This is a genomic window from Limnospira sp. PMC 1279.21, assembly GCF_032349615.1.
GTDB classification, from domain to species: Bacteria; Cyanobacteriota; Cyanobacteriia; order Cyanobacteriales; family Microcoleaceae; genus Limnospira; species Limnospira fusiformis.
The window spans coordinates 11,461-36,848 of sequence record NZ_JARPLU010000035.1 but is presented as its reverse complement, the minus strand read 5'-3'; the positions used below and the strand labels follow the sequence as shown (position 1 = coordinate 36,848).

Sequence of the window (25,388 nt, the reverse complement as noted above, 5' to 3'; positions counted from 1 at the left end):
CCCCAGCTAGGTGGCTCAAAAGTGTTCCGATGTCCTGAGTGCGGGTTCACTCTACCACGGGACTGGAACGGTGCTTTTGGAATCTTTCTAAAAGCTTTGCGGGATACCGCCTCTGTTACCTTAACGGGTAATAGTGCTATCGTTGCATTGTCCGGGAACAACCGGAAAAATGCCGCGTAAATGTATCAGTGTATGTGCTACAATTAGAGATTGTGATTTTAACACTGATTGTGGGAGGATAGGCAAATGGCTCAACAAACACTCAAAGGAACTAGCCGTAAGAAAAAGAGAGTATCTGGGTTTCGGGTACGGATGCGGACGAGAAATGGTCGTGCGGTGATTAGGTCTCGCCGGAAAAAAGGACGGTCACGGTTATCTGTTTAAGGGATATCCGTTTCACTGGTGGCAGACTTTCAATGGATTTGGGGGAGTGTCAAAGCAGTGGTCATAACCCTGATACGCAAGCGATGGGCTCACGCTTGGCGATTGATATGAGCCCTAGCTTCTATTCCCGCCGGGTGATGCGCCCTCGCTGGTCTAGGTATCCACTGCTATAACTGATCAAATCAAAATGTTGCCTCAAGTAAATCGACTGCGCGCTCCCAAAGATTTTAAGGCAGTCTATACTAGGGGACTACATCGTAAAACTGCTCATTTAACCCTGAGAGCATTAAAACGGTTAGTTCCGCCTGAGATGGATGCAGGGGTCCCCGCGAGTAGGTTTGGTATTTCTATCAGTCAGAAGGTTAGCAAGCGTGCGGTGCGACGAAATCTGCTCAAACGACAAATTAGAGCGGGACTGCGACAGTTATTACCAACAATCTCGCCAGGTTGGGATGTGGTGATTGTGGTCAAGCCAACGGCGATCGAGTGCAATTATGCAGAAATTCTGCGAGAATTAGAAAAGTTGTTAGTACAAGCAGAGGTTTTACATGGGCATTCGGGAGGAGAGCTTTTATGAAGGTGGGCCCCATATTGGTGATCTGATTATAAATTTACTGATCGGATTTACGATTATCGGCTTGCCTTTGACTGTGGGAGCAGTGGTCCGCGCACTGTGGCTGCGTTATCGTATTACTAACCGCCGGGTTTCTGTGATTGGAGGATGGATGGGACGCGATCGCACTGATGTGGTGTACTCAGAAATTGTGAGTGTCGCCAAAGTGCCTAGGGGATTCGGAGCCTGGGGAGATATGGTGCTAACCCTGAAAAATGGCAACCGTCTGGAACTAAGAGCTTTACCGAGATTTAGAGAGCTTTACGACTACATTAGTGAAAAAATTGCTCAAAAACAGGGAAGATCGCCGGGTGTGATCGGTCAGTAACTTAAAATTCACCCATAGTGGTTGATTATATTTCCTTGTGGTCATAGACAATCAGGAAATATAGATTCAATCAGATGGCGCAAAAAAGTTCCACCCTGGGAACTTAATTGTTAAAATTTGTATAAAAAATCAAGCAGCTAGGTTAACTCTTGACGCATGGACTTTGGTATTGGGTTTCTTTCCAACAATTTGATGTTACCGATCCTGGATTTTTTCTACGGGATCGTCCCTAGTTACGGTTTGGCGATCGTAGCCTTAACTCTGGTGATTCGTTTTGCACTATATCCGCTGAATGCCGGGTCAATTCGGAATATGCGGCGGATGAAGGTGACACAACCGCTGATGAAAGAGCGAGTGGACAAAATCCAAAAGCTCTATAAAGATGACCCGGTGAAACAACGCGAAGAGATGAGCAGAGTATATAAGGAATTGGGTAATCCTCTGGCGGGTTGCTTTCCACTACTGCTACAGATGCCAATTCTATTTGCTTTGTTTGCTACCCTGCGAGGATCACCCTTCTCGGATGTTAACTACGCCATTGACCTGCAAATTTTTCCCCAAGAACAAATTGAGCAAATTCAACCGCAAATATATAAGAGTAAGGCTCAGAATGTTTATGTAGCAGATGGTGTTCACTCTTCCGTACAGGCGTTGATTGATACTGGTAATAATTTGGCAGTGGGACAAAAAACCCAGGTCAAATTTGAAACAGCACAAGGGGAAAGTCTACAGTCGAAGCTGGATAGTTACGAAAACCCCAAAGTTAAACCCCATTGGATGGTAACTAAAGGGGAAGATAAGGTTCAGATTGATGATGAAGGGAATTTGGTAGCTGTCAAACCGGGTGAAGTGACAATCCAAGCCAGCCTGAAAGGAATTGCTGCTGATAAGGGATTTTTGTTTATTGATGCCTTGGGACGGGTAGGAGCTTTTGATGATGATGGTAATATCCACTGGGATATAGTGGGGATGATTTTGGGATTCGGGATTAGTTTGTATATTAACCAGGTCCTCTCTGGTCAAAATCAAGGTAGTTCGGGTAATCCTCAACAAGATACGGTTAACAAAATCACGCCAGTTTTATTTACGGGGATGTTTTTCTTCTTCCCACTACCGGCTGGTGTTTTACTGTATATGCTGATTGCTAATATTTTCCAAACAGGTCAGGCGTTTATCTTGTCGCGAGAACCTTTACCGGAAAATCTCCAGAAAATTGTGGAGGAGTCGGAGAGACAAACCGGCAAAAAAGACAAAAAAGACAAGAAAACAGGTGAAAGTGGACGTGCTTCACTTCCTTTTGAACCAGGCGGACATTCTAAGAAGAAGGCATAAACTAAGCAATGGACAAGACTCAAATTAGTCGAGGTCAGGAGTGGATAGAGGAACTCCTAAAACTCGGAGATATTTCGGGTGATGTTGTCCCTACAGAGGAGGAAGACTCCTGCTGGTTAACCATTCAAAGTCCCAATCTATCCCCTGAACAGGCTAACAATCTGATTGGTGATGGTGGTGAGGGACTCGATTCGATTCAGTATTTGGTTAATACCATTCTGAATTTGGGGAAAGACAACGGTGAAAAAGTGGCTTATACTGTGGAGCTAAATGGGTATCGCGCCCGCCGCTACCAAGAGTTAAGATCTTTGGCGGAAAATGCGGCGAGTCAGGTGCGACAAACGGGGATTGAGTTGGAAATTAAGTCCCTATCTTCGGTGGAACGACGGCTAATCCATAATATTCTCAAGGATAGTGAGGGTGTGGAAACTTATAGTCAGGGGAGTGAACCCGATCGCCGTCTAGTGATTAAAGTGAAAGCCTGACAAACATTTTGGCACAATAAGCGACGGCCACAAGATTATGGATGCTATTTACATCCCTCATTTGCTTAATGCACATCAGCGGACGGTGGAGTTTCAGTTTGAGGAGTTTATCCCGGGTTTGGATACCCTGACTCCGGTGCGAGGGTATATGCGAGTTAGTCATAAGACGACATTTTTGGATGTCCAGGGTCGTGCGGAGACGATTGTAACTTTGACTTGCGATCGCTGTCTGAAACAGTACAACCACCGCTTGAAAATTCTGACGAGTGAGGCGATCTGGTTAGAAAAATCATCTGATTACCAGATCGCTGAAGAGGTGGAGGTGGCTTTTGAGGATTTGGTGGAAACCCTAGACCCTCAAGGGCATTTTTCTCCTACGGATTGGTTTTATCAGCAGTTGTGTTTGGAATTACCAGGTCGTCAACTGTGTGACACGATGTGTCAAGTACCTACGGCCCCGACTGAGGTTTCGGAATCAGTAGATTCAGCGATAGATCACCGCTGGGCAGCCTTGGAAGCGTTAAAAAAACAATTATCTGGATAAAAAAGCCATGAGCCAATTTAACCAGGAGTTTGAATTATTACTGCGATCGCGCTATCCGGTGATTTATATTCCCACATTAGAGGAGGAGCGCCTTGAGTTAACTATCAAGCAGGTAGGTTTGAACCAAGGAAATCGAGCAGTTTATGTGTGGGATTTTGTAGAAGGTTACAACGAGGGAAATCCTAATGATATGGGATTTGCAGTTCGTAACCCCCTCCTCGCCTTGGAGTTTGTGGAAAAAGTGCCGGACACGACACCGGCGATTTTTATTTTGCGGGACTTTCATCGGTTTTTAGATGATATTTCCATTTCTCGTAAAATCCGTAATCTGGCGCGTCGCCTCAAGTCTCAACCGAAAAATTTGGTGATTATTTCCCCCCAAGTTACTATTGCTGAAGACCTCAGCGAAGTGATCACGATTCTGGAATTTCCATTGCCCGATCGCCTCACTATTGCTAAATCGGTGGAAAGCCTATTGATGGCAACGGGAAAAACCCCAGAGCCACGTCTGTTAGATGAAATGGTGCGCTCGTTTCAGGGTCTGTCTCTGGAGCGCATTCGCCGGATTTTGGCTAAGGCGATCGCTAATCATGGGGAACTACAACCCAGTGATATAGAGCTGATTTTGGAAGAGAAACGCCAAACTATTCGCCAAACTCAAATTTTGGATTTCTACCCCGCCAAGGAAAATATATCTGATATTGGCGGACTCGATAACCTCAAAGATTGGCTACTGCGGCGGGGCGGCGCTTTTTCGGAACGGGCGCGACAGTATGGATTGCCCTATCCCCGTGGTTTGCTACTGGTGGGGATTCAGGGGACGGGTAAATCTCTGACGGCTAAGGCGATCGCTCACCATTGGCATTTACCCTTATTACGTTTAGATGTGGGGCGGTTGTTTGCGGGACTGGTAGGGGAGTCGGAATCTCGGACTCGCCAAATGATTCAGTTAGCAGAGGCTCTCGCTCCCTGTGTCCTATGGATTGATGAAATAGATAAAGCCTTTGCGGGGGTTGATGGTAAAGGGGATGCCGGTACAACTAGCCGGGTATTTGGCACTGTGATCACTTGGTTGGCTGAAAAAACTTCTCCGGTTTTTGTCGTGGCTACTGCTAATAATATCCAATCTTTACCGCCAGAAGTTCTGCGTAAGGGTAGATTTGATGAGATATTTTTTGTGGGTTTGCCTAACCAAGATGAGCGGAAAGCGATTTTTGAGGTACACCTAACTAAATTGCGCCCCCAAGGTCTCAAAAATTACGATATCGATCGCCTAGCTTATGAAACGCCGGATTTCTCTGGGGCGGAAATTGAGCAAACTTTGATTGAAGCTATGCACATTGGTTTCAGTCAAAATCGTGATTTCACCACTGAGGATATACTGGAAGCCGCCAGTCAAATGATACCTCTGGCTCGTACTGCTCGCGATCAGATTCAATTTTTACAGGATTGGGCGGCGGCGGGTAAGGCTAGATTGGCTTCCCGACAAGATAGCCTCAATAAGCTATTTTAGACGGGGACTAGGTTATTTAATTTGTGGCTCGCCTTGATGTGGTTCCAATGTTCGCTATCATCAGGTTTCATTGAGCCGATTGTTTTTGGCGATCGCGATCAGATAATAAATGTTTCCCAAAATACTATGAGTCTTTATGGCATCTTTAAGTTTTTAGTCGGTGTGTTCCTAGCTATCTTGATTTTGGCGGGCGCAACTCTGGCCGCCGCTTTGTACTTTGCCGCTAGGTTGACGGAACTCCCCCAACGACCGACTTTTGCTACTGATCAACCAGTGGTGGTTGAAACAGCCAGCACCCCTACTCCTGAACCTACTCCTGAGCCTGAGCCTGAACCTGAGCCACAATTAGAGGAGGGGACCTATCGGGCGATCGTGGTTCAACCCATTGGGTTAATTATCAGGGATAGTCCTAGCCTTGATGCTAACCGGGTCGGTGGGGTCGGATATCAGGAAGAGGTTATCGTTTTGGAAGATAGCCAGGATAGACAATGGCAGCGGGTTCGCGCCGCCACTGATGAAGGTCGCACCGGTTGGGTAAGGGGTGGCAATACCGAGCCTATTAACTAAATCCTTGGCTTGACGGAAGATGTGATCTGGAACACAACTTTAACCATGAGGCGATCGCACTTAGGGTATGAAACCCATCACCAATTTCCATCAGTAAATTCACTGATTTATTTGATCGCGATCACTGCCAAATCTGGGAAAACTTGGGATCATATATAACACTTACCTATTTTGAGCATCAAAGCTCACTCATCTTTCGTAGTATCTCACTGGATTAGTGTCTAAAACAAGGCTAACAATTCAGAACGCGGTTTTCATCAGATATAAGCGGCCTCTTGGGTCGCTTTTTTTTGCTCCTGTAGGCGGCCCTCAGAACCAGCCCACAGCAATCTTTCAAATACTAGAGGGAATTTTGACAGAGCGTAAAAATTCGGCGCTTTCTTCGGGAACAGATGTATTAATATACATTCCGCTTCCCAGTTCAAAGCCGGCGGTTAAGGAAACGCGGGGAATGATGGCAATATACCAATGGAAATAATCCGTGCGCTGTTCAGCCGTGGGTATGGAACGAATGGTATAGTTAAAATCGGGGTTGTTTAAACCAAAATAAAATTGAGACATTACTACTTTGAGGGTTTGGGCTAAATCCTCTATTTCTAAATCCGTAATTTCATCAAAGGAAGAAGCATGATTACGGGGAAAAACCCATGTATGAAAGGGGGAAAGCGCCGCGTAGGGAATAAATGCGGCAAAATGCTCCCCTGCGTAAATAATGCGATCGCCTGCTTTGAGTTCGTCTTTTAGGGTGCGACAAAAAAGACATTCTCCCGTATCATCGTAGTAGCGGACTGCTTCTCTAGCGCGATCGCGCCATTGATAGGGAACAATAGGAAGGGCTGCAATTTGGGAGTGAGGATGTTCTAAAGAAGTCCCAGCACTTCCTCCGTGGTTTTTAAAAATAATGATGGTTTCAACTCTAGGGTCTTTTCGTAGTTCGCCATAGCGTTGGCGATAGACCCGGAGAATATTGCTAATGTCTTTAATATCCATCAAAGCAATATTTAAATCGTGGCGAGGGTGTTCGATTACTACTTCATGATATCCCACTCCCGACAGGGATTTAAAGATACCTTCACCATGACGAACTCGTTGACCAACATCAGAGAGAGCCGGATATTTATTCCCTACTACTCTCACTCGCCAACCACCATTATCAGCCAGTCGTAAACACTCTTGAGTTCCGGTTAGATGTTCATTTCCGGGACAAAATGGACAGTCATCTCGGTAGGTAGGTAAGGGTTCTAGTTTAGACAAGGGGGGCGCAAATTCATGGGGTCTTTTAGACCTTTCTGAGGCAATAATTACCCAGTCTCTAGTGATTAAGTTTTGTCGTAGTTCAGTCATTATATTTTCCTAAGTATGAGCATAAATAGGCGGTTTTGAGGGTGGTTAACTACGGTCTATCTGTTGCCTTTCTATCGCTTCAAAAAGAGCCTGAAAATTGCCTTCACCAAATCCTTGTGCTGACTGACGACGTTCTATTAATTCCCAGAAAAAAGTGGGTTGATTAAAAATTGGATGGGTGAAAATTTGCAACAGCATTGATGCTGAATTTGAAGGATGCCAGTCTACTAAAATTTGATTTTTTTTGACGAGTTCCCAATCTTGCTGTAGTCGGCAAGCAGCTCCCCTAGCCTCGATTGTATCATAATAATTTTCGGGAATTGATAAGAATTGTAAACCCTGATTTTTGAGAAAACCAACGGTTTCAATAATGTTGGTTGTCGTCAGTGCAATATGTTGTATTCCTGAACCTCGGTTAAAATTCAAAAATTCTTGAATCTGGGAATTTGGGGAGGCGGGTTCATTGATGGGAAATTTAATTTTTCCTTGGGGGGATGTCATCACCTGACTGTATAAGCCAGAGTAATCAGTTTGAATGTTAAAACTTTGTTCGGGGTTGAGTCCTAAAACAGAATTGTACCAGTTTGCCGCAACATTGAGATCACCTACTTCGACATTTAAGACGACATGATCAATGGCTGTTAAATGAATCGGCGATCGCTTTAGTTTAATTGGGTATTGACAGCCGGGAAGCCATTTATAGGGGGAAATAGCCTTAACTTCAATCAGGGAATGTTGCAAGGAACCCCAACCGGAAATAATTCCCCATTGACTAGCAGCGATCGCACTATCATGGCTTTGTACGGGTTGCAGAAGTTTTGCGCCGCCAGAAATAGCGCGATCTATTGTTTCGGATAAATTGTCTACCCGAAAGGCTATATCAGCAATTCCGGGGGGGTGTTGGCGGAGAAAGTTCGCCACCGGACTCTGTGGGTGGCGGGGTGAGGACAGGAGGATATAAATCGGACCATTGGCCATGGTGATTGTATGATCGTGATCATTGATGTTTTGTCCCACCTCCTCAAATCCGAATTTGTCGATAAACCAGTTGCGAGATACTATGGCATCCTCAACATAGATATGAATGTGGTCGAACTCCATAAATTAGTGATGACAATTTGGCCATAATTGAGACAATCCACCTTTTAGTATAAGAGATACAGACAGGCGATCGTGGGTAAATTAACTCAGTTCGGATTTAATAAACCAACCTGCCAACCTCTGGAGGTTTGTTTGAGGTGAAAGGAACCGCAAGACTCCAAAAAATTGGGTAATTTTTTGCTATGATTCAATTGGCGAAGTAACTTATTGATAGGTACATGATATTTGGTCATAAAATTACTCGCTAAAATTGAGACATCCACTAAAGAATTAGGGGATTTTTTAGTTATTTCTTTGATAATACTAACTAACGCATTTTCTAAATCATCGGTGGATTTGATTGGTGTCGGTGTAGTGTTTGATTTATTTTTATGGGCAGTCTTGGGTGGTAAGCTATCCGTAGAAATCGTGAAATTTTCATTAAATAAAGTTACATAAATTTGAGATTGATCTGAGATTTTATGTACCGCAAAAATCAGAGGGTTTTTGAGAAAAATATCCTGGACTTTAAAATCAATAAAGTGTTCAGCAATTACCTGGCTCAAAGTCAATTTATGTTGATGATGATAAAGGCTAGATATTTTGGTTAGCTTAATCCAATAGCAATTAGTGCGCTTTTGTTCAGCCACAATTAACTCTTGCAATTGTTGCAGCAATTCTTCCACTTTGGGAATAACTTTTTTGGACGATGATAAGGAATATTTTTGAGTCGTGCCATTTTGACTATTAAATACCACAATTTGGTCTTGATCTTTGCGGACATGATAAACAGTCAAACCGTGAGATTGTAAAGTATTACAGAGATGAATTAAGGCTTGATCTGATGAGCAAACCAGCACTTCTCGCGCCGTAGGATAGTGTACAAAAATTGATGACCCCACCGTTGCCATTTTGAAATCCGCGCTATCCTTTCCTGCGGGTACATGAATCAACTGATAGCCTCGTTGATGAAACTCGGCATCTTTTTTGCCTAAACTGCGCCAGTTCGCAAAAGCCACCCTAATTTGTAAAGGATAATGACAGATTTTTTCTAAAAACTTTTCGGCGTCAGCGTTTAGCTGAATATTTTCCGCATCAAGTAGTAGAATACTCGCTCCTTTATCAATCATTCCATTACCATTTAAGTTAGGAATCGAAGCATTTAGATGTTGGTTTTTATCGTAATTGAGGAGTTGCTGAAGTTTAGGCTTGAGTTGATTAAAGGTATTAGTAGCGATCGCTTCTGAATTTAGCAGAGATCTCAGATAAGATCTCACCCAAGATAGCAATACTTCGGGGTTAGGCGCTTGACCCAACCCGTGATTCAATTTAGCTAACAGTTTAGTTTTATACTCAGGTTGTTCCCAGGAAACACTCTGATAGCGGATATGTAAGCACTCCGGGTGCTGTTGTTGAAACGACACAACGGTCTGATAGATCAGGTTACTGATCTGATTAACCGCCGTAGTTCCATTATTCGTCTGTGGCACGAGCGACTTATGGGGCATACCCCTACACAAACCGTCAAAATTTGTTCTCTATTCTTTAGATTAGCATGGAGGATGGCGATCGGGTGGATCATCGTCAATAACTATGATCCCCCATCCGACTAATGGCTTAACTACTCCTCTTTTGGGGTCTAATCACGCACCCCAACAAGATTATACCCCTGACGTTGATAATGATATCATACTTGGGTATAATCAGGGGATAGGATCATCAGCAAACCTACGGACATCTAAGGGTTATAATCATCTGAGCCAGGGACTCTGGCTGTCCGGGACTCCGTGGATAGTGATTTCCCGTTGAGGGAACAGTGAGGCAATAATGGTTCGATCGCACCATAATTGAGGTTTGATAAGTACCATGATTAACAGGATTATGTCACAATAGAAAACAGTTAATTGAAAAACTGTAAAAATCATGGCACGAGATCTGCGGGGATTTTTGAAAATATTAGAAGAACGGGGACAGTTACGAAGAATTAGCGCCCTGGTAGACCCGGATTTAGAAATTGCCGAAATTTCCAACCGAATGCTACAGTGTGGCGGTCCTGGGCTGTTATTTGAAAATGTCAAAGGTGCCGCTTACCCGGTAGCCGTGAACCTGTTGGGGACCGAACAAAGGGTCTGTTGGGCGATGAATATGGAACAGCCCCAGGAGTTAGAAGAATTAGGTAAAAAACTGGGGATGTTACAGCAACCTAAACCACCTAAAAAAATCTCCCAGGCGATAGATTTTGGTAAGGTTTTATTTGATGTGGTGAAAGCCAAACCTGGGCGGAATTGGTTTCCTCCCTGTCAGGAGGTGGTGATTGAGGGAGAAGAGGTAGATTTAACTAAAATTCCCATGATTCGCCCTTATTCTGGTGATGCGGGAAAAATTATTACTTTAGGATTGGTAATCACTAAAGATTGTGAAACCGGAACTCCTAATGTAGGTGTATATCGCTTACAATTACAGTCTCATAATACCATGACTGTTCACTGGTTATCCGTGCGTGGTGGCGCGAGACATCTGCGGAAGGCGGCGGAAAATGGTAAAAAGTTAGAAATTGCGATCGCCCTAGGTGTTGATCCGCTGATTATCATGGCGGCGGCTACTCCCATTCCCGTAGATTTATCTGAATGGTTATTTGCGGGATTATATGGGGGTTCTGGGGTACAATTGGCTAAGTGTAAAACGGTGGATTTAGAAGTTCCCGCAGATTCAGAATTTGTCCTAGAAGGAACTATCACCCCAGGGGAAGTGCTACCCGATGGACCCTTTGGTGATCACATGGGTTATTATGGGGGTGTCGAAGATTCGCCACTGATTAGGTTTCACTGTGTCACCCACCGCCATGATCCTATTTATTTAACTACTTTTAGCGGACGACCACCCAAAGAAGAGGCGATGATGGCGATCGCCCTTAATCGGATTTATACTCCTATTCTGCGCCAGCAGGTATCAGAAATTTGTGATTTCTTTTTACCAATGGAAGCCCTCAGCTACAAAGCCGCAATTATTTCCATTGATAAGGCTTATCCCGGACAAGCGCGGCGCGCGGCTTTAGCCTTTTGGAGTGCTTTACCGCAGTTTACCTATACCAAATTTGTGATCGTGGTGGATCGAAATATTAATATCCGCGATCCGCGCCAAGTAGTATGGGCGATCGCCTCAAAAGTTGACCCATCAAGGGATGTATTTATTCTCCCCCATACCCCCTTTGATAGTTTAGATTTTGCGAGTGAAAAAATTGGTTTAGGGGGAAGGATGGGTATTGATGCGACCACCAAAATCCCCCCAGAAACCGAACACGAATGGGGGGAAGCCTTAGAATCTGATCCAGATGTCGCTAAAATGGTGGAACGTCGCTGGGCTGAATATGGGTTAGGAGATTTGAATTTAAACGAAGTTGACCCTAACAAATTTGGCTACGAAATGAACTACATTCAGTGACCAAAACCAGACTTTAGGGGCGGGTTTATTGGTGCTATTTACCGCTATTTACAGCCAATAAATAAACCCAAAAACCCGCTTTTTATGAGTTGATTTAATCAACAATTGCCCCCCGAATTTTCAGGTCAAACTTGGCATTTTCCGAAAGTCCGATCGCCCCTTTAAATTGAGCGCCTTCTACTTGAGCATTAGTCAAAAAAGCGCCACTCAAATTAGCCCCTCGCAAATCTGCGCCCTTGAGATTAGCCTCTTTCAAATTCACCCCAATTAAATTAGCTTCCGTCAAATCAGCATTAGTTAAATCATGTTTTTGACCCCCATGATTAGAAATTTTCCAAATCACACGCCACTTAGGGTCTAACTGAGTGTCATCATTAATTAAAGTACTACTCAAATTAGCCCCCCTAAAATCAACATTGAGTAACATAGAACCACGTATATCTGCACCAATCAGATTAGTATTATTTAGTTGTGCATCTTGCAGGTTAGCATTACTCAGATTAGCCCCAATCAGTTTGCTTTGAGTTAAGTTAGCCTGTCTGAGATCCGCGCCAATTAGCTGGGCATAAATTAAATTGACACCACCCATACTGGTACTAAATAGTTTAGCCTTATTCAAAGAAGCCCCCATCAAATTAGCCCCATTCAAATAGGCTTTGGTCAAATCTGCACCCCGGAGATTAGCATGACCCATATCCGCATTAATTAAATTAGCTTTTATCATTTCTGCTAGACTTAAATTCGCTTGAGTAAGAGTAGCATTCATCAAATTAGTTTTATTCAGATTAATGCTATTAAGATCAGCCCCTTGAAGTTGAGCGCCAATTAAAATAGCCTTGTGAAAATCTCGCTCCCCTTGAGCATAAGATGCTAGTAATGTTTCAGCATTCATCTGGCTTTTATCTCCTAGTTAGTTAAAATTAAAGGGCAATTGTCCGGGTCGTTAATATCAATATCATCAATGAGTCGTGGCAGGTTAAAAAACACAAAAATATGCTACTATGGAGAGGTTTAAGATGATAATGAATTACTCCTCACTGGGTGTGGTTTCCTGGTTTTCTGTTCCGGTATGGTCGTCCACAGATTGGGATTTTGGGCGACGATTTCGGCGGGCTGATTTCATCAGTTTAACCTGATAAGGATCAGCATCCGATCGCCAATAAACTCTATGTCCTCGAATTTCCGCGCAGTGTTCCTCCAGACATTTTAACCAACCTCCGAGGGTTTGAATAGCTGATTTGTCATCCAGAAGCCCCCAGTCTTGTTCCTGACAGGTAAGTTTAGCAAACTTTTCATACGAGGGATAGTCTGGGGTAACGAAGGCTTCCTTAGCATAAAGAATCGGAGCATTAGCACCCTGATAACTTCGATAACTGACCTGGAGATCTCGCAGGTCGATCGCCATTTTGGTTTGTAGGACCGGATGAGGATTAGTATCAAAATCAGGATAAAATAAATAGGTTATTTTCGGCGTTTTAATATGAAATTTAATCAACGTTGTTCCTTCTAAGCGTCCAATCGTCTGATGGGCGCAACCCTCATACACCCTTAACAGGGGGTCGAGTTTCTCTAGGGCGCTAATATGAACCCAAAGGGAGTTTGGGCGCTTCTGACCTATTTCGCTATGATAACAGCATTCAGCAATTATATCAGGGTTCCCCATACTATAAAGCATGACATCAGCCAAAGCACAAGCCTTCTTATAGCTACCAAATAACCCTTTAATGTCATTTTTGACCTGTGCAGATAAATCCGACAATTTCGGACGTTTTCCAAACTGACTGAGGGCTAGATAAACCAGCAAATCTTGGCGACGACGATCTGCTACTTTTTCCCATTCTTGTGAGTTAGTGGCTTGCATAATTACCTTAAAAGCGCGTTTAATAGTTCCAAATTCTGCCTCAATTTCGGAAGTTTGTGGCAGTTCTGACCCCACCGGAAGCCGACCGCGATCGCACAAAAACTCTATCAAAGGTTGCAGGAGTTCTTGATATTCTTCAAAACGCTTAACCTGGACACAAATGCGGGGAGAAGAAACTCGCGATCGAAATCGGGAGGCGCGAAAATTCTCAGCTTCTGATTCATCTCTAAATACCAAATAAACACCCAAATCAATCGGGATTGAATCCACATTCAAAACCTGATCAATATAGATTTTCAACTCCTCTTGCTGGTAATACTTTTGAAAAGTATTGCGATTAGTAATCACCCCATCTCCATAAGCAATAATACCACGATCGCAATCATCAATCAAAATTTGCGCCGCCACAATTAACACCCTTTCCGTTAACTCCCAGGACCGAATTAATGCTTCCCGTCTTTCCACCTGACATTCAATCACATTAATCACATAACCCAGATTCACAATTTCCGATACAATTTGGGCAGTTTCTGGGGAATAGTAAGGGTCCCAACCTGCTGATAAATAACCGCGATCGCTTATTTGTTTTAAATCACCTCCATAACCACAACCATAATCAAAGAAACTGCTATTTTCCCGAAATAATCCCGCTTCCAGCGCCAGGCGTACAGGGCGAGATAAACTTTTCCGAATTATCGCAGCTTTGTGGCGTTCAATGCGAGGAGTAATCGTAGCTGTTTCCCATTCCTGATCAGACAGATACACCACCTGATGATCCTGAATCGCCACACCACATCTAACCAGATGATTTAACCAACCTTGGCGGGTTCCAATACTGCTATAAAGTCGAGTTTTTTTACTCAACAATCCTAGCTTTTCCTCCATCTGGGTTAATTGGTAAAAACTGTCATAAAGGGGATAGTCCGCCGCCACAAAAGTTTCTTTACGGTGTAGGATAGGCGGGTTATTGCTGTTAGTATAGTTAGAAAAATTTACTCTACCCCTAGGGACTATCACTTGATAACTCGTGGCTAAATCCGGGTGAGCATCTGTATCAAAATCTGGGTAAAATAAATAAGAAATAATCGGTTTATCCGTATGAAATTTAATCAGAGTTGTGGGGGGAACTGGGTTAAGCGCTTGGCGGGCTAGATGTTCATACAGGCGCAGCAGCGGGTCAAGGCGGTTAAGGGCAGAAATATGCACATACAGCGCGGCGGGGAGTTTTTTACCAATGGGGCTTTGGTGACAACAATGGGCGATCGCCCTAAGTTGATGAAGGGCTAGTAAAAGCTGGTTAACCCTCACACAGGCTTGCTGGTAGCTACCAAAAGTGCGATCGATTTCCTCATGCCACTGTGTCGAAAGGTCACTAAATCGGTTAATCTGGGGGGGAAGCTGAAATTCAATCGCTTTCTGGGCTAAGTATAAAATCAAATCATCGGCGGTGGGGTGAACATTTAAACCCGTTGTTGGGCGGTGATTGATGGCAAAATCCCAACTGTCACTGCTACACTGAATGACATCATGGTTGTTCATTGCAACTGATCTCCACAGTCGGACTATCTTAGCAGCTATTATATGACATAAAGACCTCCAGGAAAATTCCTCCCTTGTCTTTTTTCAAAAAGATTGCTATATATTTAGCAGTTTCCGCCAAACCTTAACCGAAATTTTAGATGATTGCGATCGAATATTTATCTATTGCCATTGCTATCCTGCTGTTAGCTAGTGTCATTGCTAGTAAAGCTGCCATTCACTTAGGTGTTCCTAGTTTGCTACTGTTCCTAATGATTGGAATTGTCACGGGTTCCGAAGGTATAGGCGCTATTGAATATAACAATCCCGAATTAACCAGGACTATCGGAGATATGGCGCTGACTATTATTTTATTTTCCGGCGGACTAGATACTAAGTGGGCGAAAATTCGTCCCGTGTTAATTCCCGGACTCACTCTCGCTACAGTAGGAGTCGGGTTAACCACTCTTTTATTAGGGATTTTTGCTTGGTTTATGCTGGGTTCCTTTTCCACCTTTAATATTGGCGTAAGAGGAATTAATTTAACTGAAGGATTATTGTTAGGGGCGATTATTTCTTCTACTGATGCAGCCGCCGTATTTTCAATTTTGCGATCGGGTAATTTAGGTCTGCGGGGAAATCTGCAACCTTTGCTAGAATTTGAATCTGGCAGTAATGACCCCATGGCCGCTTTACTAACTATTGAAATCGTGCAAATCTTGGAACAAGGGCAGTTCTCATTGTGGTCTTTAATCCTATCGGTGATTATGCAAATGTTGATGGGCCTGGCGATGGGATATGGCTTGGGCAAGGGGACAGTTTGGGCCATTCGTAGCATGAATTTAACTGCTGAAGGGCTATATTCTGTAATGACACTCGCTCTAACTTTGCTGACCTATGGTTTAAGTACCGTTGTCGGTGGTAATGGTTTTCTGGCTGCTTATATAGCAGGTTTAGTGGTTGGCAATTCCCACCTTCCTAGTGCAGGAAAAAATATTTTTAGTTTCTATGAAGCCCTAGCTTGGCTGATGCAAATTATCATGTTCTTAAACCTAGGATTGCTAGTGATTCCGTCCCAACTTATTCCTATCGCTGCGGTGGGAATAGCAATGGGTTTATTTTTAATTTTCGTGGCGCGTCCCATTGCTACCCTTTCTTGTCTATCATTAGTAAAGATGCCAATAAAAGAGAAACTATTTGTTTCTTGGGTAGGTTTACGGGGGGCTGTTCCCATTGTTTTAGCAACTTTTCCTTTAACCGCTGGTATTCAAGGTGCTAATCAGATTTTTCATGTCATCTTTTTTATGGTGATTGTATCTTTACTGGTTCAGGGTCTATCCCTATCACCTCTAGCTAATAAACTTGATTTAATGGCGGAGTCAGAAAATTAAAAATCTCAATTTGCGGGGTAAAATTATCATGAAAATCAACATATTTATAGGGGCGATATTGGCGGTGATTTTAGTCGCCTGTACACCCCAACCAAGTACCATAACAGGTCAACAACAATCGGGGTTAGAATCAACTACAACCGAAAAATTTACCGATGCGGCTCAAACCATTGATATTAGTGAAATTCAAGCTATAGCAGGACAAACTGTTTATATTCCGGTTTACTCTCATATCTATTTCCGAAACACCCAACAGGCTTATAATTTAGCCAGTACACTTAGTATTCGCAATACAGACCCAAATTCTCCCATCATTATCACTTCTGTGAGTTACTACAATACTGATGGTAATTTGGTTAAAAATTACCTTGATAGTGCCTTGAAAATGCCACCTCTCGCCAGCATGGAGTTTTTTATTGAACAAAGCAATACTAGCGGGGGTTCTGGTGCTAATTTTCTGGTTGAATGGGTATCAGAAAGCGCCGTTTCTGAACCGATAATGGAATCAGTAATGATTGGTGTATCAGGAACCCAGGGGTTAGCTTTTACCAGTCGAGGACAAGTAATTAATAATCAACCATAGATAATTAGATGGTTTTCAGAACCCCCTCGCTGGGGGAGAGGGTTACTTAACTACAGTCGATTAAAATTCATCCTCAAGAATAACTGCCAGAACCCGCTCAATGATATAATCGGGAGTGGTATTAGTATCTTCATCCAGCAAAACTACAATAGTCATTTCCTCATCAGGAAGATGCCATAAGGCTGATGAATAACCATCTATTCCCCCAGTGTATCCCCAAACATCTCCCCATTCTTTAGCATCCCAACTATTAACTCCTAAGCCATAAAAACCCCCCTCATTATCTGGAAACCAATTAATCATTTGATCAAAGGTATCCTCATTTAAGAGTTCATCAGTCATAAATAGGGTTTCGGCAAATTTTCCCACATCATAAGCACTGGAAATTAAGCCACGATCGCCTAAACCAGTGCCTAATTTTTCCGGACTGATGCAATTTTGACAACTCTTGTGTTTCGGGGGGGGAGTTTCGCGGTATTCGGTAAAGGTATCCTTTAAACCGAGGGGGTCAAAAATCCGCGATCGCATTTCTTGATACAGAGGATTTCCGGTTACTGCTTCCACAATCAACTCTAGCAAAATATAGTTAGTATTCGAGTAACAATGACCCGCGCCAGGAACCCCCAGAGATTCTAAATTATCTGCCAAACAGATAGCCTCTTTAGCCGTCAAAAACTGATTTTTTTCCCGTTGACTAGCGGCTTGTTGAAACTCATCAGTTTCCAGGTAATCATCTAAACCGCTGCTATGATTAAGCAATTGTCGAATGGTAATTTTATCGCTATTTTCCAGGCGATCGCAGATTTCCTGATCCAGCCATTTCGTCAAATTATCTTCTAAATCAAGGCTACGATTTTGGTATAATTGTAAAACCACCGTAGCCACAAAAACCTGACTAATACCACCAATCCGAAAGCGATCGCGACGCTGGACTTTATGGCGTTTGGTAACATAAGAAAAACCCGATGCTATCTCATATTTGCCTTCAGGGGTTGCCACATAAAGAACTCCCCCCGGCACATTTTGTTCCGCCGTCGCTTCATCTAAAAGAAATTGTAAACTTTCAGTTAAGGCTATCATCATTACAACTAGAGTGTATTATAGTTTAGGATTAGTTATAATATCATTATCCGGCCAAGGAATCACCTTTTGAGTCGCCAAATATTCAGCCACAGCGATCGCGCCATAGCGGTTGAGATGACTAGGGTCAGAGAAATAGTCATAACTATCTGACCAGCGCCACCCCAAATCGAGAAAAACCAAACCCGTTTCAGCAGCCACCCTCTCCATGTGTTCACGGAATTTCTCCTCATAGGCACTGCGAACCGGGTCAAAATAATGATCAGTTAGTGGCATATTGACAAATACCACAGGAATCCGAAATGATTGAGTATAAGCGATTATATTCTTCAAAGATTGGGTCTGAATGCCGTCTAATTGAAAATTTTGATAATCGCTATCATAATAACCGGAAACCTTAGCATGATTTTGATAGTAAATTTCCGGGTCAAAGCGCACCGATAAAGGCAAAAATCCATTGGGCAAAAATCTAGCTTCCTCCTCGGTTTCTGCCTCGGCTAATTCCTGTTGTTCCGAGGGGGTTGGCGGGGTAGCAAAGGCGCGACCATTAGCAATAGATTGTAAAACTGCCTTGAAGCGATCGCGCTGTCTATAGGCTTGGGATACCTGGGAAATTTGTTCTTGAATAGCCTGTTGAAACTGCTGTTGGTCCCACCTTCCGTCTAGGGCATTTTCCGTCAATGCTATCAAAGTTTCCTGAAGATTTGGGGGTGGTTCAAAGGAATCTGGGGGGACAATTTGAAAAGTTCCTTGGCTAATTTGTTGATAGGCTTCTGATGCAGAAATCGCCTGATAAGTCCGGTCTTCTCGACCACTATTTAGCGCCCGCACCCCATCAGCTAAAATAATCAACTGAGGCAATTGTTCAGGGGGCAAAATCCGCCGAATAATTAAATCAACAATTTGCACTGTTGCCCCATTTATGCCAAAATTAAACACCCGTAAAGGCGGATGACCTTCTGCTACCAATCCCCTACTCAAAACCTCTGGATCAATGCCTCGCAAGGCGCGAGAACTGCCGATAATTAGTATATCTGGGGGTCTTTTATGGGTGGCGATATATTGTTGATAGCGGACAATCTGTTCATCTAGTTGTTGGCTGCGGAAAGTCGGGTAAACAAATTGCGACAAACGGCATTGAGTATCATCAATATCACAAGCAGCAGCGATCGCCGATTTTCCTGGTCGGGAAGTAAAACCAGAGTGATTAAAAACCCCATCACCTTCACTCACAGCCAACACCTGTAAACTCGATAGCCAACCCGTGGGGGGGTCTTGTGTCAAGGTAGGGACTTGTTCCCCTTCAGTTTCCGCCTCCGAAATATCAGCAGAGATAGCAGTCATAGCAATAGAATCAAGCAGACTCCCCACCAGGCGATCGCTCTGCCAAACCATCAGCAATCCCAGTAGCCCACAAGCCACAGCCAGAGCGCGTTTCTGATACCTCTGAGAGGTTTTTTCAACGACAATATCTGGGCAGTTTTTACTGGTAAATAACTGAGAAGCCATCAAAACTTGGCTAATGGTTTCGCTCAGGTGATGCAGTGCTGATAAAACCTGAGATGATGGCAAATCACTATCTGCACCATCAACATTAATAGCCGGAGAAAATACCAACTGTCCGACCTGTTCTCCCACCGCCGTGGCGGTTAATTCTGAGTCGATAAAATCTTCCGAAGCAGTTAATGGTTGATCTATCTCCGTCGGTTTTAAGGAAATACCATAGCGCCAGAGGGGGTGTTTTTGACCCGCCCGCCGTCCATAGATGCGGACTCCTTCCACCCCTTCAATTCCTTGGGCTTGTAAAAATCTAGCGATCACGAGGGCGACGCGAGACTGAGAAGGACAAGTAGGCGCTTCTGTCATCACATGGATAAATTTCCCCTTGCGTAACGCCAGAACTTTAATTCCCCCGGTGGCGAGTTTAGTTTCTAGGTCAGGGTTAATCAGACGTTCAATTTGGAATTTAATCGCATCGATATCCCCTTGGGCGGCGAGGGTCTGGGTGGGGGTTTGCAGGTCGGGATGTTCAAAAGCAGGTAAATTTAGCCAATCAATCCAAGTCGGCTTTTGGGCTTCTTTACCTGTGGGGCTGATTTCTACGCCGTAAATAGTGGCGGCGCGAATACCTTGGGGGCCGATCGCATTTAAAATTTCCCGACAAGCGGTGACAACGGTTTCCTTCTGGGGGGAGAGGCGACGACGATGATTTTTCGTATCTCCTAATTGGTGACAAAACAGGTGTAGGGTAGATTCTTTCAGAGTCGCCCTAAGTCCAATATCTAGTGCCGCTAGTTTTTGATTAAGCAGAATGGCGATCGCCTCAGAGTCTCCCCAGCGCGCCCAATCTTTCAGAATGCGATCGGGGGGAGTTAGGTCAATCCGTAGCATCCAATCCGCTTTAGTTTCCCCTTCCACCCTTAGTAAAATGCAGGCATCGCGGAAGTCTTGCAGTTGCAATTCCCGCAGTCTACTAGCTATAGGTTCCGCTAATAGGGAAGGGTCCGGGCTGTAGGCTGACTCACACAGTACCCATAACCGCCGCCGTTTAGATCTCCATAGGGTTGATTTGTCGCTTTTCTGGTTGCGAATGCTGACTTTGACGCTGACCCCCAACCCACCCAGGATTTCGCTCAGAATACTGGCGATCGCATCAGGATTACCCCGGCGGGCTAAATTTTCCGGGGTTGCCACTAGGGCTGGTTCCACCGGACTATCGGGAGGGGTAGCTAGGTCAGTTGGTGGCTGCTGATTTTCCGCCTCCGTGTCATTAACCGGGGTAATGATGACCCGGGGCTGGTCAGAAACAGTAGTCGTTGAGGAAGATTGGCGATCGCCAATGAATGTGCGATCGGCTATATCCCCCAACCATTTACGCAGTCCCACACCCTGACCCTGATCTCCTGTTGACCGAGGGTGCAGTGCGTGTACTGTAGCCGAAGTCGGATAATCCAGTTTAACCGTCCACTCCGGGCGTTTAGCACCTGTCTCGCGACCCGAAACAAATATCTTATAAATTTTCGGCGCATCGCGGGGCAGCAAGGATTCTAGTGGCGTGCGGTCTAAAGCCATCTTGAATTGAGACACCACCACCGTCTCTCGAGGAGAGGGCTGTCCCTCGCACAAAATATGTAAATGATTCCCTCGCAACCTGGTCTGTACCTCAACCCCGGCTGTGGCGATCGCATCAATTGACCATTGCGTTAATCCTGAATAATCCCTAACCACGCGCTACATTACGCCAAAATAAGTTACAATCTACACAATTCCGAATTCCGGGTTCATGGGTACTCTCAGGCTTAAACTCCTGAAAGAACCAACTGACCTCGCTTCCCAACTCTTGGCAGCACCAGACAGGCCACTGCTTGCCACGATCTTACTGTTTTTATGTTCGTTTCGAGAGTCTAACCGGCTAATTAAGCCCCGACAATACCATTATACATATTCCCATAGTCAATTTTCCCAGGGGACGCGGTAGCGACCCGCCCGCACATATTCAGCATAACTCAGCGGCCTCTCTGACGGGAAGGTTGCCCCGGATCACATCTTCTGGCATAGTTAGCTTAACCAACTGTTGAGGCAAGTTACAGATGTCTTCTGCTGATGATACCCCTGTTTCCGACCCTATAGCCCCGAAAACCCCCCTTTTACCTTCCGATTTGCTTTTGGGGTTGGCCACAACCCCTGTGGTTGTGGCTTTTGCTGCCATTCCTATAGTGCAAGAGTTGGTGTTGAGTCTCAGTGAGGGTAGCGAGGAAGTTTTCCGAGGCGCGCGCTTACCCGTCCTCCATTTTCCTAACCAGGGAAGCTACTAGCCTCCCAACCTTCCCTGGATGTTTATTTGCCCCATAATTACTCACCAAATACAGGTAATAAATTCAGCAGCCCGAATTGATGAATAAGGGCTGATGGGAGGGGATATTTACCCTAGGGGGAAAGCCGATTACCTGGGGTAAATATATCTGGCAATATGTCCCCAAAATGCCTCTCACTGATTATAGCACAACCGGGGCTAATTTAATTGATAAATTAGATACAATCATCGAAAATTTGATAGTGTGATGATGGGAGTTTCTTAGAAATTTCTGGGGAGATATTTCACCGAATGTCTACCGGGCAAGTATAATGTTTAAGATATTCTTGCTAACTACGGAACAGGCCCTATGAGTTCACTGGTCCAATCCTCAGAACCAATCCCTAGCGCAGTAGTGTCATCTAACGTCACTGCAGGAGCTTCTGAACTGTTGTTAAGGAATCGCCTAAAAATTGTCGAAGATTTATGGGAAAGTGTCCTACGTCAGGAGTGCGGAGAGCAATTGGTAGATTTACTTCTACAGATGCGATCGATGACCTCACCAGAAGGACAAGCATCGCCGGATTTACAAGCCAATGTCTGGCAAATTATCAAAGAGCTTGATATCAATGCAGCCATTAGAGCAGCGCGAGCATTTGCCTTGTATTTTCAACTGATCAACATAGTCGAGCAACATTATGAGCAGCGCGAGCAAGAGTTAGCCTATGCTCAGATCAAACAACAAGGAGCACCAGAGAGTCCCGCCGACAAGTCGAATCGCTCCATTTTTGAAACTCGTCATCAGCGCTTTTCCACAGCCGAAGAAACACCAGTGGAGCTATTAAATCAAACTAGCCAACGCCAAAATGATCGCGATTTAGCCACATTCCATAACCTATTTCCGATGCTGCAAAGGCTAAACGTCCCCTCCCAGGTGATTCAGCGGCTACTAAATCAACTCGATATTAGGTTAGTATTCACAGCTCACCCCACAGAAATTGTACGCCATACAATCCGCACCAAACAGAGGAGGATCGCCAAAATTCTCCAGCAACTAGATACAGTAGACGAAAGTTATGGCAAAGTAGACAATAAAGATCCCGAAGCCACCGGGTTAGTAAAAACTTGGACAGGTGAACTACAAGAACAACTAACCGAAGAAATAAGGCTGTGGTGGCGTACTGATGAACTGCACCAGTTTAAGCCCACAGTTTTGGATGAAGTCGAATATAGTTTGCACTATTTCCAGGAAATCTTATTTGATGTAATTCCCCAACTGTACCAAAGGATTAAACAAACCCTACACCCGTGTTTTCCGCACCTGAAACCACCCAACTACGATTTTTGTAAATTTGGGTCTTGGGTGGGAGCCGATCGCGATGGTAACCCGTCAGTCACCCCAGAAGTCACCTGGAAAACAGCCTGTTATCAACGGGGTATGATTATAGACAAATACATTCAGGCTGTTGATCATCTAAGTCAACTGTTGAGCCTATCTCTGCATTGGAGTGACATTTTACCAGAATTACTCGAATCTCTAGATCGCGATCAGGTACAACTTCCAGAAGTTTATGATCAGGTAGCCATCCGCTATCGCCAAGAACCCTATCGGCTCAAACTATGCTACATACACAAGCGCCTACAAAATACCCGCGATCGCAATCAGAGACTTTCTACCAGTAACGAAGTAGAAAGGGAACGCGAGCGCATTGTCACCAAAGAAAACGCCGGAAGTCTGTACAATTCAGGCTCGGAATTTCTGAAGGAATTAAAGCTAATCGAGCGGAACCTACTAGCCACAGGTATCCAATGCCGAGATTTAGAGAACCTCATCTGTCAGGTAGAAATTTACGGCTTTTATCTAGCGCGGATGGATATGCGGCAGGAATCCTCCGTACATAGTACAGCCTTAAATGAAATTGTAGACTATCTGCAACTACTAGCCAGGCCCTACGATGACCTCACCGAAGCCGAGCGCACCCTGTGGCTAATCACAGAATTGCAAACCCGCCGCCCCCTAATTCCCGCCGAGTTACCCTTTTCCCAAAAAACCTGTGAAACCATTAACACTTTCCGGGTCATGCGAGAATTACAGCAGGAATTTGGTCAGGAAATTTGCCAAACCTACATTATCAGCATGAGTCATGATGTTAGTGACCTGCTAGAGGTGCTGTTGTTAGCCAAGGAAGCCGGACTGTATGATCCGGCCACAGGAATTGGTAATTTGCAGGTAGTACCCCTGTTTGAAACCGTAGAGGATCTTAAAAAAGCCCCCTCAGTAATGAAAGACCTGTTTGAGTTACCCCTATATCGCGCACTGCTTGCGGGTGGCTACCAAAAATATCAGCAGGTCAGCCAAGATATGAACGCCTCTCTACAGGAGATTATGTTAGGTTACTCCGACAGCAATAAAGATTCGGGGTTCCTCAGTAGCAACTGGGAAATTCACAAAGCCCAGAAAGCCCTACAAACCTTGGCGGAATCTTACTATGTCAGTATTCGCATCTTCCACGGTCGCGGTGGCTCTGTGGGACGCGGCGGCGGACCGGCTTACAAAGCCATTTTGGCTCAACCCGGTAAAAGTATTAATGGCCGCATTAAGATTACCGAACAGGGAGAGGTTCTCGCCTCCAAATATTCTTTGTCTCAACTGGCTCTGTATAATTTGGAGAGTGTAGCCACAGCCGTGATTCAAGCCAGTTTACTCCATACCGGGTTTGATGAAATTGAACCCTGGAATCAAATTATGGAAGAGTTATCTGTGCGATCGCGATCGTGTTATCGAGCTTTGATTTATGAACAGCCGGACCTAGTTGATTTCTTTGAGCAGGTAACACCCATTCAGGAAATTAGCCAATTGCAAATTAGCTCCCGGCCCGCTCGTCGCCAAAGTGACAAGAAAAAAGATATTTCCGGTTTACGAGCCATTCCTTGGGTGTTTAGTTGGACTCAGAGCCGCTTTTTGCTACCCTCTTGGTATGGGGTCGGTACAGCCATAGAGCAGTTTATTCAAGAAGAACCCCAGGAAAATATCAAACTGCTCCGTTACTTTTACATTAAATGGCCATTTTTCCGCACTACCCTCTCCAAGGTAGAAATGACCCTGGCTAAAGTTGACCTAGAAATGGCTCATCACTATGTGCGGGAGTTGAGTCATCCTAAAGATCGCGATCGCTTTGAGGATTTATTTGAGCGCATAGCCAAAGAGTTTAATCTGACCCGTCAAATGGTTCTGGAAATTACCGGACAGCAACAGTTACTAGATAATGATCCCGTACTTCAGCGCTCAGTGCGACTGCGTAATGGCACAATTATTCCTCTCGGTTTATTGCAAGTGTCTTTACTCCAGCGCCTGCGTCATCATGGAACTTCTGCTACTCCCGGCGTAATTCATTCGAGATATAGCAAAGGGGAATTGTTGCGCGGTGCTTTATTAACCATCAACGGTATCGCCGCCGGAATGCGTAACACAGGCTGATCATCTCCAGACCTGGGACATCTTATCAGTCGCCAACTATCACCAGTGGGGAG

20 protein-coding genes and 1 pseudogene are annotated in these 25,388 nt (G+C 44.5%); 14 read left to right on the top strand and 7 right to left on the bottom strand.

What is annotated here, in order from left to right:
• From P5683_RS07805 to P5683_RS07765, 9 genes and pseudogenes are all read left to right on the top strand, one after another.
• Positions 1 to 180 (top strand): annotated as a pseudogene (locus P5683_RS07805) (hypothetical protein); the annotation flags it as partial.
• Positions 181 to 246: 66 nt separating this feature from the next.
• Positions 247 to 384 (top strand): 50S ribosomal protein L34, encoded by a 138-nt coding sequence (rpmH, locus tag P5683_RS07800; RefSeq protein ID WP_071533534.1) that lies wholly within the window; start codon positions 247 to 249, stop codon positions 382 to 384.
• A gap of 187 nt (positions 385 to 571) precedes the next feature.
• Positions 572 to 961: a ribonuclease P protein component gene (gene rnpA / locus P5683_RS07795; protein WP_006622024.1), complete on the top strand. Its 390-nt coding sequence runs from the start codon at positions 572 to 574 to the stop codon at positions 959 to 961.
• Positions 933 to 1,325, top strand: coding sequence for a PH domain-containing protein (locus P5683_RS07790; RefSeq protein WP_006622023.1), 393 nt, complete (start codon positions 933 to 935; stop codon positions 1,323 to 1,325). The genes rnpA and P5683_RS07790 overlap by 29 nt, the downstream gene beginning before the upstream one ends.
• Before the next feature lie 156 nt (positions 1,326 to 1,481).
• Positions 1,482 to 2,657 carry a membrane protein insertase YidC gene (gene yidC, locus P5683_RS07785; RefSeq protein WP_315639595.1) on the top strand — a complete coding sequence of 392 codons (1,176 nt, stop codon included), beginning with the start codon at positions 1,482 to 1,484 and terminating at the stop codon, positions 2,655 to 2,657.
• Between the two features lie 8 nt (positions 2,658 to 2,665).
• Positions 2,666 to 3,142 carry a R3H domain-containing nucleic acid-binding protein gene (locus P5683_RS07780; RefSeq protein ID WP_315639594.1) on the top strand — a complete coding sequence of 159 codons (477 nt, stop codon included), beginning with the start codon at positions 2,666 to 2,668 and terminating at the stop codon, positions 3,140 to 3,142.
• Between the two features lie 37 nt (positions 3,143 to 3,179).
• Positions 3,180 to 3,686 (top strand): DUF177 domain-containing protein, encoded by a 507-nt coding sequence (locus P5683_RS07775; protein ID WP_006622020.1) that lies wholly within the window; start codon positions 3,180 to 3,182, stop codon positions 3,684 to 3,686.
• Positions 3,687 to 3,693: 7 nt separating this feature from the next.
• Positions 3,694 to 5,199: an AAA family ATPase gene (locus tag P5683_RS07770; RefSeq protein WP_006622019.1), complete on the top strand. Its 1,506-nt coding sequence runs from the start codon at positions 3,694 to 3,696 to the stop codon at positions 5,197 to 5,199.
• A gap of 126 nt (positions 5,200 to 5,325) precedes the next feature.
• Complete coding sequence (locus P5683_RS07765) at positions 5,326 to 5,766, top strand: SH3 domain-containing protein (protein ID WP_008051939.1); 441 nt, start codon at positions 5,326 to 5,328, stop codon at positions 5,764 to 5,766.
• Positions 5,767 to 6,099: 333 nt separating this feature from the next.
• Here P5683_RS07765 and galT read toward each other — a convergent pair whose 3' ends face one another.
• The 3 genes from galT to P5683_RS07750 all read right to left on the bottom strand — a co-directional run bounded on the left by galT (position 6,100) and on the right by P5683_RS07750 (position 9,698).
• Positions 6,100 to 7,110 carry a galactose-1-phosphate uridylyltransferase gene (galT, locus tag P5683_RS07760; protein WP_006622015.1) on the bottom strand — a complete coding sequence of 337 codons (1,011 nt, stop codon included), beginning with the start codon at positions 7,108 to 7,110 and terminating at the stop codon, positions 6,100 to 6,102.
• Between the two features lie 45 nt (positions 7,111 to 7,155).
• Positions 7,156 to 8,211, bottom strand: a complete 1,056-nt coding sequence (gene hppD, locus P5683_RS07755) for a 4-hydroxyphenylpyruvate dioxygenase (protein ID WP_006622014.1) — start codon at positions 8,209 to 8,211, stop codon at positions 7,156 to 7,158.
• Between the two features lie 86 nt (positions 8,212 to 8,297).
• On the bottom strand, positions 8,298 to 9,698 hold the full coding sequence (locus tag P5683_RS07750) for an NYN domain-containing protein (protein WP_006622013.1): 1,401 nt from the start codon (positions 9,696 to 9,698) through the stop codon (positions 8,298 to 8,300).
• A gap of 415 nt (positions 9,699 to 10,113) precedes the next feature.
• Between P5683_RS07750 and P5683_RS07745 the strand changes: the two genes are divergently transcribed.
• A complete protein-coding gene (locus P5683_RS07745) occupies positions 10,114 to 11,631 on the top strand; it encodes a UbiD family decarboxylase (protein ID WP_006670706.1) in 1,518 nt (505 codons plus the stop codon).
• A 94-nt stretch (positions 11,632 to 11,725) separates the two neighbouring features.
• Here the strand turns inward: P5683_RS07745 and P5683_RS07740 are convergent, their stop codons facing one another.
• Together P5683_RS07740 and P5683_RS07735 are read right to left on the bottom strand one after the other, a co-directional pair.
• Positions 11,726 to 12,523 carry a pentapeptide repeat-containing protein gene (locus P5683_RS07740; protein WP_006622010.1) on the bottom strand — a complete coding sequence of 266 codons (798 nt, stop codon included), beginning with the start codon at positions 12,521 to 12,523 and terminating at the stop codon, positions 11,726 to 11,728.
• Positions 12,524 to 12,658: 135 nt separating this feature from the next.
• Positions 12,659 to 15,031: a DNA phosphorothioation-associated putative methyltransferase gene (locus tag P5683_RS07735; protein ID WP_006670708.1), complete on the bottom strand. Its 2,373-nt coding sequence runs from the start codon at positions 15,029 to 15,031 to the stop codon at positions 12,659 to 12,661.
• 140 nt (positions 15,032 to 15,171) lie between these two features.
• Here P5683_RS07735 and P5683_RS07730 point away from each other — a divergent pair, with 140 nt between their 5' ends.
• Together P5683_RS07730 and P5683_RS07725 are read left to right on the top strand one after the other, a co-directional pair.
• Positions 15,172 to 16,401, top strand: a complete 1,230-nt coding sequence (locus tag P5683_RS07730) for a potassium/proton antiporter (RefSeq protein WP_008051942.1) — start codon at positions 15,172 to 15,174, stop codon at positions 16,399 to 16,401.
• A 28-nt stretch (positions 16,402 to 16,429) separates the two neighbouring features.
• Complete coding sequence (locus P5683_RS07725; protein WP_006622007.1) at positions 16,430 to 16,984, top strand: DUF3124 domain-containing protein; 555 nt, start codon at positions 16,430 to 16,432, stop codon at positions 16,982 to 16,984.
• 60 nt (positions 16,985 to 17,044) lie between these two features.
• On the opposite strand, the gene P5683_RS07720 is transcribed toward P5683_RS07725, so the two are convergent.
• Positions 17,045 to 18,067, bottom strand: coding sequence for a serine hydrolase (locus P5683_RS07720; protein WP_008051944.1), 1,023 nt, complete (start codon positions 18,065 to 18,067; stop codon positions 17,045 to 17,047).
• Between the two features lie 15 nt (positions 18,068 to 18,082).
• Positions 18,083 to 21,292: a hypothetical protein gene (locus tag P5683_RS07715; RefSeq protein ID WP_315639590.1), complete on the bottom strand. Its 3,210-nt coding sequence runs from the start codon at positions 21,290 to 21,292 to the stop codon at positions 18,083 to 18,085.
• A 362-nt stretch (positions 21,293 to 21,654) separates the two neighbouring features.
• Between P5683_RS07715 and P5683_RS07710 the strand changes: the two genes are divergently transcribed.
• Both P5683_RS07710 and ppc read left to right on the top strand, forming a co-directional pair.
• Entirely contained in the window at positions 21,655 to 21,879 is a 225-nt protein-coding gene (locus P5683_RS07710; protein ID WP_006622004.1) for a hypothetical protein, read from the top strand.
• A 348-nt stretch (positions 21,880 to 22,227) separates the two neighbouring features.
• Entirely contained in the window at positions 22,228 to 25,335 is a 3,108-nt protein-coding gene (gene ppc, locus P5683_RS07705; RefSeq protein WP_006670891.1) for a phosphoenolpyruvate carboxylase, read from the top strand.
• Positions 25,336 to 25,388: the final 53 nt, after the last annotated feature.

Coding starts and splice junctions, on each gene's coding strand:
- P5683_RS07790 (WP_006622023.1), top strand. CDS start 933: ATGGGCATTCGGGAGGAGAGCTTTTATGAAGGTGGGCCCCATATTGGT.
- P5683_RS07710 (WP_006622004.1), top strand. CDS start 21,655: ATGTCTTCTGCTGATGATACCCCTGTTTCCGACCCTATAGCCCCGAAA.
- P5683_RS07780 (WP_315639594.1), top strand. CDS start 2,666: ATGGACAAGACTCAAATTAGTCGAGGTCAGGAGTGGATAGAGGAACTC.
- rnpA (WP_006622024.1), top strand. CDS start 572: ATGTTGCCTCAAGTAAATCGACTGCGCGCTCCCAAAGATTTTAAGGCA.
- P5683_RS07720 (WP_008051944.1), bottom strand. CDS start 18,067: ATGATGATAGCCTTAACTGAAAGTTTACAATTTCTTTTAGATGAAGCG.
- P5683_RS07725 (WP_006622007.1), top strand. CDS start 16,430: ATGAAAATCAACATATTTATAGGGGCGATATTGGCGGTGATTTTAGTC.
- P5683_RS07765 (WP_008051939.1), top strand. CDS start 5,326: ATGAGTCTTTATGGCATCTTTAAGTTTTTAGTCGGTGTGTTCCTAGCT.
- P5683_RS07750 (WP_006622013.1), bottom strand. CDS start 9,698: ATGCCCCATAAGTCGCTCGTGCCACAGACGAATAATGGAACTACGGCG.
- P5683_RS07775 (WP_006622020.1), top strand. CDS start 3,180: ATGGATGCTATTTACATCCCTCATTTGCTTAATGCACATCAGCGGACG.
- rpmH (WP_071533534.1), top strand. CDS start 247: ATGGCTCAACAAACACTCAAAGGAACTAGCCGTAAGAAAAAGAGAGTA.
- hppD (WP_006622014.1), bottom strand. CDS start 8,211: ATGGAGTTCGACCACATTCATATCTATGTTGAGGATGCCATAGTATCT.
- galT (WP_006622015.1), bottom strand. CDS start 7,110: ATGACTGAACTACGACAAAACTTAATCACTAGAGACTGGGTAATTATT.
- P5683_RS07735 (WP_006670708.1), bottom strand. CDS start 15,031: ATGAACAACCATGATGTCATTCAGTGTAGCAGTGACAGTTGGGATTTT.
- ppc (WP_006670891.1), top strand. CDS start 22,228: ATGAGTTCACTGGTCCAATCCTCAGAACCAATCCCTAGCGCAGTAGTG.
- P5683_RS07770 (WP_006622019.1), top strand. CDS start 3,694: ATGAGCCAATTTAACCAGGAGTTTGAATTATTACTGCGATCGCGCTAT.
- P5683_RS07730 (WP_008051942.1), top strand. CDS start 15,172: ATGATTGCGATCGAATATTTATCTATTGCCATTGCTATCCTGCTGTTA.
- yidC (WP_315639595.1), top strand. CDS start 1,482: ATGGACTTTGGTATTGGGTTTCTTTCCAACAATTTGATGTTACCGATC.
- P5683_RS07740 (WP_006622010.1), bottom strand. CDS start 12,523: ATGAATGCTGAAACATTACTAGCATCTTATGCTCAAGGGGAGCGAGAT.
- P5683_RS07745 (WP_006670706.1), top strand. CDS start 10,114: ATGGCACGAGATCTGCGGGGATTTTTGAAAATATTAGAAGAACGGGGA.